Genomic DNA, 13,777 nt, shown 5'->3' on the forward strand with positions numbered 1-13,777 from the left:
AGCCGAACAGGTTAGGCGTCTAAGAAGCGTGCATCATGTGCATGTTTCTCGATGTACTCACGGCGATAGCCGACCTCGGAACCCATGAGCTCGCGCACGGCACGGTCCGCCACCACGGCGTCCTCGATCGACACGCGCTGCAGGATGCGGGTCTTGGGATCCATCGTCGTCGAGGCGAGCTGCTTGGGGTCCATCTCGCCCAGGCCCTTGTAGCGCTGGACGGTATAGCCCTTGCGCTTCTTGGTGATCTTGCCATCCTTGGCCTTGCCGTCCTCGTCGTTATCGTCGGGGTTCAGGCCCAGACTCTGGATGGTGTCGCGCAGGATCTCGTCTTCGGGCTGGCGGCCGTTGGGATACACGTAGTGGATCTTGTTGCGCACCTTAATGCCAAAGATGGGCGGGCAGGCAACATAGACGTAGCCGGCATCGATCAGCGGACGCATGTACTTGTAGAAGAACGTCAGCAGCAGGATGCGGATATGCGCACCGTCGACGTCTGCATCGGTCATGATGATGATCTTGTGGTAGCGCGCCTTGCTGATATCGAAGTCGCCGCCGTCGCCGGCGCTCGTCGTGACGCCGCAGCCGATCGCGGTAATCAGCGACTGGATGGTGTCACTCGAGAACGCGCGATGGTCACCAACGCGTTCGACGTTCAGAATCTTGCCGCGCAGGGGCAGAATCGCCTGGATGTCTCGGCGACGGCCGTCCTTGGCCGAACCGCCTGCCGAGTCGCCCTCTACGATGAAGAGCTCGGTCAGCTCGGCATCGCGCACCGAGCAGTCAGCGAGCTTACCGGGCAGGGACGCCGTCTCGAGCAGGCTCTTGCGACGGGTCGCCTCGCGCGCCTTGCGGGCAGCGTTTCGCGCCTTGCAGGCCTGTTGCGCCTTCTTGACGATCTCGCGAGCGGGCTTGGGATGCTCCTCGAGGTAATCGGCGAGTCCGTCGGTCACGATCTTGAGCGTGAGCGCGCGCATATAGGAGCTACCGAGCTTGGCCTTGGTCTGGCCCTCAAACTGCGGATCGGGCAGCTTGACCGAAATAACGGCCGAAAGGCCCTCGCGCACATCGTCGCCGGTCAGGTTGGCGTCTTTTTCCTTGAGCAGGTTCTGCTTGCGCGCGTAGTCGTTGATCACGCGGGTGAGCGCGGTGCGGAAGCCCTCAAGGTGCATGCCGCCCTCGGGAGTGTAGATGTCGTTGGCAAACGACATGACGTTCTCGCCGTAGCCGCTATTCCACTGCAGGGAAACCTCGACCTCGCCCATCTTGGCCACGGGCGCATCCGGGTCCGATTTGCCCTCGATGTAGATGGGCTCCTTAAAGGCCTCGGGGACGTCCTTGCCCTCGTTGAGGAACTTGACGAAGTCGATGATGCCGCCCTCGTAGCAAAACTCCTCCACGTGGGGAGTCGCCTCGCGCTCATCGGTCAGCACGATCTTGAGGTTCTTATTGAGGAACGCCGTCTCCTGCAGACGGTTGTGCAGCGTATCGAAATCGTAGATGCAGGTCTCGAAGATCTCATCGTCGGGCCAGAAGGTGACGGTGGTGCCCGTCGAATCCGAGGTGCCCACGACCTCCATCTTCTTGACGGTCTTGCCGCGCGAGAACTCCATCTCGTAGGTGTTGCCATCGCGACGAACCTGAACGACCACGCGCTTGGACAGCGCGTTGACGACGGAGATGCCCACGCCGTGCAGGCCACCCGAGACCTTATAGGCCGAGTTATCGAACTTACCGCCGGCGTGCAGGATCGTCATGACGACCTCGAGCGTCGGGATCTTTTTAACAGGGTGCTCGTCGACGGGGATGCCGCGCCCGTTGTCGACGACCGTGATGGAGTTGTCGGCGTGGACCGTCACCTGGATCTCGGTGCAGAAACCGGCCATGGCCTCGTCGACGGAGTTGTCAACGATCTCCCACACCAGGTGATGCAGACCGCTGGCGCTCGTCGAGCCGATATACATGCCCGGGCGCTTACGAACGGCCTCGAGACCTTCGAGAATCTTAATCTCGCCGCCATCGTAATCGTTTTCGTTTGCCACACGTCCTCCTTCAGTCAAGAAAATGTGTACAGCCTTACTAGTTTATCGTAAAAAAATACCCTCGGGAACGAGGGTATTTGGCTCTACAAGGCCACCAGATGCGATTTAAGGCTCTTTTTTGCTTTGCACGCCCTTGGCCCACTCGGCACTGGCTCTCATGGCATTCTCGAGGGCCTCGCGCAGTTTTTGGTCTTCGATGGGCGCCACTTGGCGCTCGATGTCGGTACGCTCGGCCTCACTTAGGTCGGCGTGCGGGGCCGGCGGTCGCTCGGTCGGCGCCGGGCGCAGGCGTTCCTTGGCGGCGGGCGGCGTGTGACCGGGCGCGGTGGTTTTGAACACCAGGCCGTCCACATGCGCACCGGCGCGCTCCATGCGCGCACGGATGATTTCGCGCAACAGCGTCATTTCCTGCGTCCACGAGGGCGAGTCGAGATATACCAGCAACTCATTGGACTCGGGCAGGTAGCGCAGTCCCGTCACATGCCGCCCCTCGCGCGTGCCCGAGCACACCGCGTTCCATGCGCGATAGACCGTGCGCGACTCCTCGGCGGCCTCCATCTGCGCACGGCGCTTAGGCGTCGCAGCCGCTAGGATGCGCTGACGCTCTGCGTTCAAAAACCCGTTGAAGGCGACCGTTTCGCTCTCGCGCTCGTAATTAGCACGTCTCACCCATGCTCACCACCTTGGCTCGATCAAGCAGGTCGTCGGTAAAGTACCCCAGGTTGGTCGTAGTTATGACCGTCTGGATATCATCGCCGATCAGCCGCAGGAAAGCGCCGCGACGCTCGCCGTCGAGCTCGCTCATCACGTCGTCCAGAAGCAGCAGTGGGGCGGTGCCCAGGACATCGCGAGCCACGGCAACCTCGGCCACCTTCCAGGACAGCACCAGCGTGCGCTGCTGTCCTTGGCTGGCAAATGAACGGGCGGAGCGACCAGCCACGGTGAACTCGATCTCGTCGCGATGCGGTCCCACCAACGTCACGCCGCGGCGAATTTCCTCGTCGGCATGCTCGTCAAGGGCGGCCAGCATGCGCTCGTACGCCCAACCCTTCAGCTCTTCGCGATCCTCGACCTGGGGCAAATCCCCCAGCGTGGACGCATAGGCCACGTTGGCGGCCTCACCTGACGCCACTTGCCCGTAGGCAGTGTGCACATGGCCCGCCAGCCGGTCGAGCAGGGCCAACCGGTGCACGAGCAGGGCCGAGCCCGCGCGGGCAATCGAATCGTTCCACGCGCCGAGCATCTCGCGGCAGCACCAGGTCTCCTTGAGCAAGGCGTTACGCTGGGTCACGCAGCGCCCATAGGTGCTCGCAAGATCGGCATAGCGTGCGCTCAGCTGCATGCCAAAGTCATCGAGGGCGGCGCGGCGCACACTGGCGCCTCGCTTAACCATGTCCAGATGGTCTGGGCAAAACAGCACGCTCGGCAGAACCCCGCGCACACCGGCGGCAGAGCATCTCTTGCCGTTGCGGCTAAACGAGCGCTTACCGTCCTCCGCGCTCAATCCCATATCAAGCACGCGGCCGTCGCCCTCGAGCCTCAGCTCAATCTTGCACGAGCCCACGCCGTCATGGACGAGCTCGGCTGCGGTCGGATGCCTAAACGAGGCGCCGCTCGTCAGCAGCTGCAGCGCCTCTATGAGATTGGTCTTTCCCGCCGCGTTGGGTCCCGCAAGTATCGTCACGCCCTCGTCCAGGGCAAGGCGATAGCTATCGAAGCTGCGGTAGTGCGCGACGGAAAGATCGCGGGCGAACATGGTCATGGCGCAGCGCTAGATGCGGACCGGCATGACCAGGTACAGGTAGTTGATCTTATCGTAGGACTTAAAGATGCCCGCCTGCGAGTAGCTCTTGAGCTCCAGCGTGATCTCCTTCTCCTTGGACAGGGCATTGAGGCAGCCGAAGATGTAATGGTAGTTGAAGGCGATGGTACCCGACTCGCCCTCGGCCTCGACATCGATCGTCTCCTGCGCAAGGTCCTGGTCATTGGAAATGGAGGACAGGCCCATCTGCCCGTTCTCGACATCGATCTCGAACTTGACGGCGGGGTTGGCGCTCGCGATAACGGCCACGCGCTTGAGGGCGGCGTTAAAGGCGGCGACGTCGATCTTGACGCTCGTCACGCACGAATCGGGGATGAGCTGCTTGTAGTTGGGGTACACGCCCTCGATGCGACGCGACACGTAGGTGGTGTTGCCGGCCTCGAAGACGACCTGGGTGTCGGTAGCCCCGATCATGATGGTCGCTTGGCTGGCCATGATGTTCAGCGCGTCGTTAAAGGCGTCAGCCGGAACGTTGAGCTCAAAGGAGCCCTCGAGGGTCGAGGTCTCGACCTGCGTATCGCACACGGCCAAGCGGAAGGAATCGGTCGCTACCAGGCGTACGGTGTTGTTCTCGACCTTCATGTGCACGCCGCCCAGGATGGGGCGAGCCTTGTCGGTCGAGGTGACGCGCCACACGCGGCCGACCATTTCGGACAAGACGTCGGTCGGCAGCTCCACGGCACTCTCGATGGCATAGGCCGGAAACTCGGGGAAGTCATTGGCATCGAGCGTGTTCAGCCTAAAAGAGCTCTTCTCGCAACCAATCAGCACCTGGCGCTCGGACAGCTCAAAGGTGACCGGGGCATCGGGGAGGGTCTTGGTGATATTGGAGAGCATCTTACAGGGAATAACCATCTCGCCCTCTTCTTCGACATGCGCCGCGATGCGATGACGGATCGAGATGGTGTAGTTAGAGGTCTGGAATTCCAAGATGCCGTCTTGGGCCTTAACGAGCACGCCCGACAGGATGGGGAGGGTGGATGCCGAAGCGACACCCTTCATAACGACGCCGATGGCTTGTGTAAGCGAGCTCTGGCTGACGGTGAACTTCATCTTTTAATACCTTTCTATAGATATAAATATCTTAATAATAGTAATAGCACTGACGAAACTGTTGATTACTCCCAAAGACGCAGGTTAGACCCAGAAAGAGAATCGACAGCAACCTGTGTGCAACAGGGGTGGTTTTCCACGTTCAAAACCTGCGCAAAACTTTTCATCACCGCGGGTTGGGTTTTAGACACCTTATGCCCGTGGTTTCGACAAGTTTTCAACAGGTGTCTCTATTTCCCTACGAGCGCAGTGTAATTTTATCGCGCAGCGACTTGAGGTCTTCGGTGACGGTGCGGTCTTCCTGGATCATCTTCTGGACCTTTTTGTAGCTCGTACTGACGGTCGAGTGGTTGCGGTTGCCAAATTCGGCGCCTACCGCCGTGGTCGTCATCTCGCACATCTCGATGGCCAGGTAGATGGCAATGTGGCGTGCTTTGGCGATATTGGCGTTGCGACGCGGGCCGATGAGCTCCTCGTGCGTCACGCCGTACTGCTCTTCGATGACGGACTGAACCGTCTGGACGTTGATCTTTTTGGCCGATGTGTCGAAGTACTGGCTGGCGATGGCGTCGATATCGTCAAAGGTGAGCTCCCCGCCCTCGCGTTCGCGGTCGCCCGCCTCGCCGGCGCAGCGCTCACAGAAGCTCTCGAGTTCGCGGATGTTGGTGCCCGAGACCTCAGCCATGTGTTTAAAGTGCTCGTCGGTTAGGTGCCCGCTGTCGCCCCCATAGGCCGCCAGCAGCGAGTCGTCGCCTGCCTCGGGAGCGGCGACGATGGTGTTCTCGTAATAGCGCTGCAAGATCTTGTATTTCATCTCGTAGCTGGGCTCTGCGACCAGGCAAAGCATGCCGGCGTTGAAGCGGCTGGTCAGACGCTCGTCCATGCTCAGGTCCTTGGGGGCGCGGTCTGCCGCGATGACGACCTTCTTGTTGTTGCGGATGAACTCGTCCATGAGCTGGAAAAAGTAATCCACGCTCGCGCGCTTGCCGATGATGTTTTGGATGTCATCGATGATGAGCACGTCCACGCCGTGGTATGCCTGCATGATGGGGGCGTTGCTCTTCTTTTGGCGGTCGAACTCGGTCATCAGGTCGTCCAGATATGCCTGGGAGTTGGCATACTTGACCTTGATCTCGGGCGACTTCTCGGCGAGCTCGTTTTTGATGGCAAGCAGCAGGTGCGTCTTGCCCAGGCCCGATTTGCCGTAGATGAACAGTGATGTGCACGTGCCGCGCTCGTCCGCGAGGGCGGCAAACTTGAGTGCCGAGCGATAGGCATGGCTGTTCTCGGGGCCGTAGACAAAGTTCTCAAAAGTAAATTTTGAGTTCGCGGCGAGCGGGGCTCCATCCGTATTCTGCTCGGCCGGTACGGTCGGTGCTGGCATGGGTGAAGCGGGGGTCGCAGCTTGCGTGGATTTAGTCGGCGCTCCGCCCTTCATCTGGTTCATCATGCGACGAAAATCATCGGCCGAGAGCGTGTTCTTGATTGCAATACCCGAATCCGCGCCCGCCGCTGCGTCGTGAGCGATCGGCATGTGCGTGACGGGTGCGTTCGTTGACGTCGCAGCGGCGGTCGGCAACGGTGCCATGGTTTCACGGGAAACATCGCTGTGCTGGTGCTCGATTGCCGGCACGTCGCCTGCGGAGGCCGGCGCCGCCGGGGAAGCAGCGGGAGCAGCGCCGGGCGCCGTCGCGGCAGCAGATTCGGCCGTTGCGCCTTGCGGTGCCACGATGTCGAGCGCAATCGGTGCAAAGGCGATTTCTTCCAGATAGGCCTCAATAGTCGGCTGATGCTTTTTGAGCTGCGCGATGGCAAAGCGCGAGGGGGCCTCGATCGTGAGCGTATCTTCGGTCAGGCTTATGGCGCGCGATTGCCCCAGCATGTTGATGAGGCGTGCATCTTGGCCGTCGCGCTGGCAAAAGGCGATGGCATCCCCCAGGATGATGCTTGCTTCCTCGTCCACTGTCTCTCCCGTTCTTTAGCTCTGAGCTCGCACGCGAGCGGCGCCGAGTTCGGTCAGATGGTATTTCTGGCCATGCTTGATGACCAAGCCGGCCTGCGCCAAGTCATTGAGCGTGCGTGACCAAGTGGGGGCCGAGTTTCCAAACGCCCTCGCCAGATCGGTTGCACCGCACGCTTGATTTTGCGCCAGATAGCCCAGCGCGGCGTTGCCGCGATCGCTTACGAACACGTCCGGTTGTGGCTGCGCATACTGATTTGCTGCATTAGGATACATCATTTGAGCTGCTGGTTGTTGAGAACTCTGCATCGGCGGCATTTGCTGTTGAAAACTTTGAGGCCACTGTTGGTAAGGCTGCGGAGGCATCTGCTGGGCCCAGGGGTTGTACTGCTGCTGCGGCATCTGCTGGTACGGCTGCTGATATCCCTGCTGGTACTGCTGCGGGAACTGCTGGCCATACCCCAGTGGCGGCATCTGCTGATATGGATATCCCTGTTGGTACGGCTGATAGCCCATTTGCTGGCCACCCGGTGCCCCCGTCGCCTGCTGCATTGCTGCTGCATCCTGATCCGCCGGCGGCATGGCCTCTGGCGCGTTTGGCGGCATCGACATCGATGCCGCCTGGGGCTCTTGTGTGGGAAGCATTCCGGGCTGCTGCATCTGTCCCACGGGGGGCTGCATCTGCTGCGTTGCCATGGGCTGCTGCGCAAAAGCTCCCGGCAGGGGATATGTGGGCTGCTCCGTCTCGGGCCGCACGGCAGCGCCGCGTCCGCCGGCGCGTTCGATTTCCTGCACGCGTTTAGGGTTCAGGCTTACCGTAACCACGGTGCCGTTGCCCATATTGTCCTCGATGGATACGGCACCGCCGGCGTTTTCCAAATACTCCTGCACCATGGGAAACCCTGCTCCGGTTCCACGGATGTAGCGCTTCATCTTGCTGTTTGCGCTGGTAACGCCAAAGTCGAAAGCGCGCTCCTTGTCGTCGATGCCGGGCCCCTGATCGGCAAAGCGGATGGTGTCTCCGCCGTCCAGAATCGAGATGATGGGCTCGGCAAAGTGCGCGTGGATAAAGTTTTCGACAATCTCGCGGATGACCATGAGCGAGATATGGCCACCTTGTTCTTTCATGCACTGGTAGACGGTGTTGGTCGTCTCTTCCAAATACGTGCGGACATCTTGCGGATCAATGACGATCACACGCGGTGTCGACAGCATGTCGTCATAGACGGCGATGCGCGCGGCGTACATGGCTTTCGGCGCCTGCGTGGTCGTCTGCTCGCCTTCCTTACGCTCTTCGCGCACGCCGGTGATGTGCTCGTTGTCGGGTGCCGGGTCTCCGGAATCGACCATGGTGTAAAAGTCGTCAGACATGCCGCTCGCAATCTTTCAAAAGGTTTCGAACAAATAGTAGCTCACCGTGCAATGTTTCTCATCTTTCGACAACTTTTCAAAACCTGTTGAAAACTTTGGAAAACGGACGAAAAGTTCTCAACATTGCCAATATGACCTGTTGAAAACTCGATGAAATATCGTGAAAAGTTGCCATGCACCGCTAAATCGAGCTCAGCTTATGGGGGAACCGTGTGAACTGCGCAACCTTTTACCTTTGATTTCTTGACATTTGAACATTGATTTCCCTACAATCTTCAAGCTCACGTGTCTATATCTGCGTCCGCGCCCCCGCGGACACTCGAAATGCAGCAGGAGGAACTTAAGATGAAGCGTACGTATCAGCCTAATAAGCGTAAGCGTGCCAAGACCCATGGCTTCCGTGCCCGTATGGCCACTAAGGGTGGTCGTGCCGTGCTCGCCCGTCGTCGCGCCAAGGGCCGCAAGCGTCTCACTGTCTAGCAGCGATACACACATCTCGCATGAAGACTATTAAGTCTCGGCAAGATTTCGAGCATGTGTTCAGTCAGGGGCGTCGTTTCAATCACCCTCTGATTCGAATGACCATATGTGAATCGGTTGGCGAAGGCGACTCCGGAAGGGTCGCCTTCGTTGGTGCTAAACGGCTCGGTTGTGCTGTCGTGCGCAACCGTTCTAAGCGTGTGATGCGCGAGGCCGCCCGCAGCTGTGGATTTCCCGTTGCGGGTTATGACATCATCTTGTTCGCAACTCCCAAGACGAGGGTTTCCTCGCCGCAGGAGATGGACAATGCATTGCGTTCGCTTATGAAACGCGCCGGCGTTGCCGGGGAGGAGCGATGAGCAATCACGTTTTGCGACGTGTTGCCATCGCTCCTATTCGCATATATCAACAGGTTGTTTCGCCCTTATTGCCTGACGCCTGCATTTATTACCCAACGTGCTCGCAATACGCCGTCCAGGCGATTGAGAAGTACGGTGTTTTGAGAGGCTGCTGGCTTGCCGTGAGGCGCATCGCTCGCTGCAATCCCCTGCACGTCGGCGGTTATGACCCTGTGCCCTAGCGGGCACTCGCTATCGGAGGAAAACTTACATGTGGGATTGGATCGTTAACATCCTTTTCGAGCTGCTCAAGCTCATCCAGACCTTTGCGGTCGACTGGGGCCTGTCCATCATCATCCTGGTGGTCATCATCCGTCTGCTGCTGACGCCGCTTATGCTCAAGTCGACTAAGTCGACGGCACGCATGCAGGTGCTGCAGCCCAAGATGCTCGAGATCCAGGAGCGCTATGCCGACGATCCCCAGCGTCAGGCCGAGGAGATGCAGAAGTTCTACAGCGAGAACAAGTTCAACCCGATGGCTGGTTGTCTGCCGCTGTTGATTCAGATGCCTGTCCTGTTCGCCCTCTTTACGCTGCTGCGTAACCTGCCGGACTACTTTAACGACGGCACGTTCTCGTTCTTTAATATTCTGCCCGACCTGACCACCACGCCGAGCGCCTCCTTTGCCGATGGCTTTATGGTCGCGCTGCCTGCGCTGGTCTGCCTGATCCTGTTCGCTGTCCTGACCCTGATTCCGCAGCTCTATATGTCGCGCAACCAGACCGGCCAGCAGGCTCAGAGCATGCGTATGATGGCCGTTGTCATGACGGTCATGATGCTTTGGATGGGCTGGAGCCTTCCCGTTGGTGTTCTGCTGTACTACGACGTCTCGTCTGCTTGGCAGGTTATCCAGCAGATTTTTGTGACGCAGAAGGTCATCGACAAGGCGAAGGCCGATGAGGAGGAGCGTCTTAAGAACGCACCGCTGCAGGTTGAGGTCACTCGTCGCGAGAAGAAGCCGCGCCCGCACAAGAAGAAGTAGTGGGATATCAATCTTATTTAGGTACCTAACTTTTGGAGTACGTTATGTCTGAAGAGATCATCGAGGATATGCTTGAGGAGGTTGCCCCGCAGGTCGCGGGCGATTATCCCGAGATTGCACAGCGCTACAAGGCCGGTGAAGAGCTGACCGATGAGGAGCTCGACACCATTGCCGATGTTGCGATTTCCATCCTGCGTTCCATCCTTTCGCACTTCGATGCCGCCAACTCTCCTATCGATGAGTATGAGGGCGACGAGGGTGAGCTGATTTTGGATGTAACGGCTCCCGACCTTGCTGTTCTCATTGGCCGTCATGGTCGCACCCTTGATGCCCTTCAGGTTATGTTCTCATTGCTGGTGGGCCGCAAGCTCGGCTTTAGGTATCCGGTTGTAGTGGACGTCGAGGGATACAAGAGCCGCCGTCAGGACAAGGTTGCCTCCATGGCTCAGTCTGCTGCCGAGCGTGCCATCCGCACTCATAAGAGTGTTTCGCTTCCGCCCATGAATGCCTACGAGCGCCGACTGGTTCACATTGCACTTCGTGGCAATGACGCCGTCGATACTCATTCTGAGGGTTTTGATCCCGATCGCCATGTGGTGATTGTTGCTCGATAATCTACTCGAGCTTATGCTAAGGGGACGTGGTTTCCACGTCCCCTTTTTTTGTCAAAAGTTCTCGATACACTGGTTTTTGTCAGAAAGGAGCTTTCGTTGTTAGTACTTACTGATCAGCAGGCTGACGAGATGTTGAGTCGTCTAACTTCCTATTGCAAAGAGTATTCCTTGAGCGTAACTGATGTTGAGCTGAGGAAATGTATTCAGCATTTGGATTTGGTTCTGGAAACAAATAAGACAACCAATCTCACCCGTATTCTTAACATAGAAGATGCTGCGGTTCTTCATATCCTCGACTCTCTTGTTTTGCTTCCCTATATCAATAAGGCTCCTGAGGGAGCTTTGCTCGATATGGGAACAGGTGCGGGCTTCCCTGGTATTCCTTTAACCATAACCACGCATCGTAAAGCTACTTATATTGACTCTGTTGGCAAGAAGGTTGATGCAGTCAATTCTTTTGTTCATGCTCTTGGATTGAAACATGCTCATGCGGTCCATGATCGTCTTGAAGAATATGCTCGAAGTCATAAGAAGCAGTTCTCTGTCGTAACCGCCCGCGCACTGGCTCCTCTACCGATTCTTGTTGAGTATGCAGCTCCGTTCCTCAAGGATGGAGGGCTATTTGTTATCACCAAGGGTAATCCTTCGGATGAGGAGCTTGCTTCCGGCATGTCAGCAGCTAAGATTTGCGGCTTCACTTTGCTTCTGAATGACGCAATCGATTTGCCTGAGGGCTTGGGCCACAGGGAGTTCATTGTTCTTAAAAAGAGTCATCCAGCATCCGTTTCATTGCCTCGTGCAAATGGCATGGCAAAGAAGAATCCGCTTGCCTAGATGTTTCACGTGAAACATAATGGATACTAACAACTTGCAGTGTTTCACGTAAACATGGCGGTTGATATCGAATCGGAATGTTTCACGTGAAACATCCTCCGTTTGACAGCTTTAATACACACCAGGAGGGACCGTGGGATTTCGCGACGTTAAGCGTTCTAAGAGCGCAAAAGACACGCGTATCATTGCAATCATCAATCAAAAAGGCGGCGTCGGTAAGTCAACGACGGCTGTAAACCTTGCAGCAGCACTGGGTGAGCAGGGTCGTAAGACGCTGATTGTCGATTTTGATCCGCAGGGAAACAGCACCAGTGGATTTGGAATTGAAAAAGAAGACCTTGATCACTGCATCTATGATGCATTGTTGAATGATGTGCCGGCAGAATCGCTTGTTCTTGATACAAATTGCAAAAAGGTATTCGTAATTCCAGCTACGATTCAGCTTGCAGGTGCCGAAATTGAGCTCGTAAGCGCAATTGCTCGTGAAACCCGCCTCAAAGATTTGCTTGAGCCGATTCAGGACGAGTTCGATTTTATTTTCATTGACTGTCCTCCTTCGCTCGGCCTGCTTACTATCAATGCCTTGACCGCAGCAGATAGCGTTTTGATTCCAATCCAGTGTGAGTATTACGCACTTGAGGGAGTTACGAAGCTGCTTGAGTCAATGAAGATGGTCAAATCACGTCTGAACAAGGGCTTAGACACCTATGGCGTGCTTATGACCATGTATGACTCACGTACTTCTTTGTCGAATCAGGTTGTTGAGGAAGTTCAATCGTACTTTGGTGATAAGGCGTTTAAGACGCTGATTCCCCGTACCGTTAAAATCTCTGAAGCTCCGTCTTTTGGAGAACCGGTAATTACCTATGCACCTCAAAACAAGGGTGCAAAAGCGTATATGAACCTTGCAAAAGAGGTGATCAAGCGTGCCTAGTGCAAAGAAACGTGGCGGATTGGGGCGTGGACTCAATGCTTTGGTCTCTGAGGCCGAGTATGAGACCGGTGGTTCCGCTGCATCTGCTTCAAATGCCGCATCTGAAACAAAACTACCTATTGAGGATATCGTTCCCAACCCTAATCAACCGCGAATTCACTTTAATGAAACTGAACTTCGCGAGTTGAGCGAGTCAATCCAAGAACATGGCGTTTTGCAGCCGCTCTTGGTTCGCAAGCATGGAAACGGCTATGAGATCATCGCTGGTGAGCGTCGTTACCAGGCGTCAAAGCTTGCTGGTCTTGAGGAACTGCCTGTCATCATTAAAGATGTTAATGATGAAGAGATGCTGGCTCTTGCTCTTATCGAAAACCTTCAGCGTTCTGATCTGAATCCCGTCGAAGAGGCTAAGGGCTATCGCCAGCTCATCGATGCTAGCGGTATGACCCAGGAGGCATTGTCGAAGGCCGTAAGCAAGTCACGCTCTGCAATTACAAACTCGCTGCGCCTTCTCGATCTCCCCGAAGTAGTTCAGCAGATGATTTTTGAGGGTAAACTTACTGCTGGTCACGCACGTGCGATTCTTGCTGTTCCCTATGAGGATGCTCGAATTCGACTTGCAGAGAAGGTTGTTGCGGAGGGCCTTTCCGTAAGAGCGACAGAAAATCTTGCTCCATTGTTTTCTGCCGGAGAGACACCTAAGACGCCGCGGCCTGCAACGCCTCAGTCTTTTAAAAAGGCTGCGCGTGTACTTCGTCAGGTATTTAATACCAACGTGCGTGTGAAGAGCTCGCGTGGAAAGAATAAGATTGAGATTGAGTTTAAAGACGAGGAAGAGCTCTCTCGTATTCTTGGTGAAATGATTCAGTTTGATCAAGGTGGCCAAGATGAGGAATAAGATTTTTACTGCGATTGCATTGGTGACGACTGTCGCGGCTGGTGCCTTTGCTGGCTATAAGATCGCGACAGACGATGAACTTCGAGGTCGTTTGCTTCGTGGCGCGCAAGATATCGTTGATACATCCAAGAAGAAAATGGATGTTATGACAGAAGATGTTGCCATGCGGACTGCTCAGGTAACGAAAAATCCTAAGATTAATCAAGGTTGGGTTAGCAACCAATGGGAAAATGTAGGCTATTAGGTACCTAACAATTACCCTGCATATTTTGAGGGGCCCTTGTCTGATTCATGAGACAAGGGCCCCTTATTTTGTCCGTAAAAAATGGGAAAGGTAGCAGCTGGTCCAAAATTGAGGTCAATAAATGAACCGGCCCCGGTTGCATATC

15 protein-coding genes are annotated in these 13,777 nt (G+C 56.4%); 9 read left to right on the forward strand and 6 right to left on the reverse strand.

The window, feature by feature from the left end:
* Positions 1-11: 11 nt before the first annotated feature.
* The 6 genes from gyrB to ACEG18_RS08600 all read right to left on the reverse strand — a co-directional run bounded on the left by gyrB (position 12) and on the right by ACEG18_RS08600 (position 8,248).
* A complete protein-coding gene (gyrB, locus tag ACEG18_RS08575) occupies positions 12-2,042 on the reverse strand; it encodes a DNA topoisomerase (ATP-hydrolyzing) subunit B (protein ID WP_372542317.1) in 2,031 nt (676 codons plus the stop codon).
* A gap of 105 nt (positions 2,043-2,147) precedes the next feature.
* Positions 2,148-2,711 (reverse strand): DciA family protein, encoded by a 564-nt coding sequence (locus ACEG18_RS08580; protein WP_372542319.1) that lies wholly within the window; start codon positions 2,709-2,711, stop codon positions 2,148-2,150.
* Positions 2,698-3,804 carry a DNA replication/repair protein RecF gene (gene recF / locus ACEG18_RS08585; protein WP_372542321.1) on the reverse strand — a complete coding sequence of 369 codons (1,107 nt, stop codon included), beginning with the start codon at positions 3,802-3,804 and terminating at the stop codon, positions 2,698-2,700. Before recF ends, ACEG18_RS08580 begins: the two co-directional genes overlap by 14 nt.
* A 9-nt stretch (positions 3,805-3,813) precedes the next feature.
* Positions 3,814-4,917, reverse strand: a complete 1,104-nt coding sequence (gene dnaN, locus ACEG18_RS08590) for a DNA polymerase III subunit beta (RefSeq protein ID WP_099432409.1) — start codon at positions 4,915-4,917, stop codon at positions 3,814-3,816.
* 238 nt (positions 4,918-5,155) lie between these two features.
* Complete coding sequence (locus tag ACEG18_RS08595; protein ID WP_372542322.1) at positions 5,156-6,880, reverse strand: DnaA ATPase domain-containing protein; 1,725 nt, start codon at positions 6,878-6,880, stop codon at positions 5,156-5,158.
* Positions 6,881-6,895: 15 nt separating this feature from the next.
* On the reverse strand, positions 6,896-8,248 hold the full coding sequence (locus ACEG18_RS08600) for an ATP-binding protein (protein WP_117817411.1): 1,353 nt from the start codon (positions 8,246-8,248) through the stop codon (positions 6,896-6,898).
* Positions 8,249-8,593: 345 nt separating this feature from the next.
* Here ACEG18_RS08600 and rpmH point away from each other — a divergent pair, with 345 nt between their 5' ends.
* The 9 genes from rpmH to ACEG18_RS08645 all read left to right on the forward strand — a co-directional run bounded on the left by rpmH (position 8,594) and on the right by ACEG18_RS08645 (position 13,632).
* A complete protein-coding gene (gene rpmH / locus ACEG18_RS08605) occupies positions 8,594-8,728 on the forward strand; it encodes a 50S ribosomal protein L34 (protein WP_019127408.1) in 135 nt (44 codons plus the stop codon).
* Positions 8,729-8,748: 20 nt separating this feature from the next.
* A complete protein-coding gene (gene rnpA / locus ACEG18_RS08610; protein ID WP_082435526.1) occupies positions 8,749-9,087 on the forward strand; it encodes a ribonuclease P protein component in 339 nt (112 codons plus the stop codon).
* Positions 9,084-9,308: a membrane protein insertion efficiency factor YidD gene (gene yidD / locus ACEG18_RS08615; RefSeq protein WP_372542324.1), complete on the forward strand. Its 225-nt coding sequence runs from the start codon at positions 9,084-9,086 to the stop codon at positions 9,306-9,308. The genes rnpA and yidD overlap by 4 nt, the downstream gene beginning before the upstream one ends.
* A 29-nt stretch (positions 9,309-9,337) precedes the next feature.
* The gene (locus tag ACEG18_RS08620; RefSeq protein ID WP_055251326.1) at positions 9,338-10,108 is read left to right on the forward strand and encodes a YidC/Oxa1 family membrane protein insertase; all 771 of its coding nucleotides are present in this window, start codon (positions 9,338-9,340) and stop codon (positions 10,106-10,108) included.
* A gap of 44 nt (positions 10,109-10,152) precedes the next feature.
* Positions 10,153-10,722 carry a Jag family protein gene (locus ACEG18_RS08625; RefSeq protein ID WP_372542326.1) on the forward strand — a complete coding sequence of 190 codons (570 nt, stop codon included), beginning with the start codon at positions 10,153-10,155 and terminating at the stop codon, positions 10,720-10,722.
* A 168-nt stretch (positions 10,723-10,890) separates the two neighbouring features.
* Positions 10,891-11,556 (forward strand): 16S rRNA (guanine(527)-N(7))-methyltransferase RsmG, encoded by a 666-nt coding sequence (gene rsmG / locus ACEG18_RS08630; RefSeq protein ID WP_232049588.1) that lies wholly within the window; start codon positions 10,891-10,893, stop codon positions 11,554-11,556.
* A 133-nt stretch (positions 11,557-11,689) separates the two neighbouring features.
* Positions 11,690-12,490: a ParA family protein gene (locus tag ACEG18_RS08635; protein WP_022093800.1), complete on the forward strand. Its 801-nt coding sequence runs from the start codon at positions 11,690-11,692 to the stop codon at positions 12,488-12,490.
* Positions 12,483-13,388, forward strand: a complete 906-nt coding sequence (locus ACEG18_RS08640; RefSeq protein ID WP_199408188.1) for a ParB/RepB/Spo0J family partition protein — start codon at positions 12,483-12,485, stop codon at positions 13,386-13,388. Before ACEG18_RS08635 ends, ACEG18_RS08640 begins: the two co-directional genes overlap by 8 nt.
* Positions 13,378-13,632: a hypothetical protein gene (locus ACEG18_RS08645; protein WP_117817403.1), complete on the forward strand. Its 255-nt coding sequence runs from the start codon at positions 13,378-13,380 to the stop codon at positions 13,630-13,632. The genes ACEG18_RS08640 and ACEG18_RS08645 overlap by 11 nt, the downstream gene beginning before the upstream one ends.
* Positions 13,633-13,777: the final 145 nt, after the last annotated feature.

This window comes from Collinsella aerofaciens (assembly GCF_041537385.1).
Taxonomy (GTDB): Bacteria; Actinomycetota; Coriobacteriia; order Coriobacteriales; family Coriobacteriaceae; genus Collinsella; species Collinsella aerofaciens_BV.

Coding starts and splice junctions, on each gene's coding strand:
- ACEG18_RS08600 (WP_117817411.1), bottom strand. CDS start 8,248: ATGTCTGACGACTTTTACACCATGGTCGATTCCGGAGACCCGGCACCC.
- recF (WP_372542321.1), bottom strand. CDS start 3,804: ATGACCATGTTCGCCCGCGATCTTTCCGTCGCGCACTACCGCAGCTTC.
- yidD (WP_372542324.1), top strand. CDS start 9,084: ATGAGCAATCACGTTTTGCGACGTGTTGCCATCGCTCCTATTCGCATA.
- rnpA (WP_082435526.1), top strand. CDS start 8,749: ATGAAGACTATTAAGTCTCGGCAAGATTTCGAGCATGTGTTCAGTCAG.
- rpmH (WP_019127408.1), top strand. CDS start 8,594: ATGAAGCGTACGTATCAGCCTAATAAGCGTAAGCGTGCCAAGACCCAT.
- ACEG18_RS08620 (WP_055251326.1), top strand. CDS start 9,338: ATGTGGGATTGGATCGTTAACATCCTTTTCGAGCTGCTCAAGCTCATC.
- ACEG18_RS08645 (WP_117817403.1), top strand. CDS start 13,378: ATGAGGAATAAGATTTTTACTGCGATTGCATTGGTGACGACTGTCGCG.
- dnaN (WP_099432409.1), bottom strand. CDS start 4,917: ATGAAGTTCACCGTCAGCCAGAGCTCGCTTACACAAGCCATCGGCGTC.
- ACEG18_RS08625 (WP_372542326.1), top strand. CDS start 10,153: ATGTCTGAAGAGATCATCGAGGATATGCTTGAGGAGGTTGCCCCGCAG.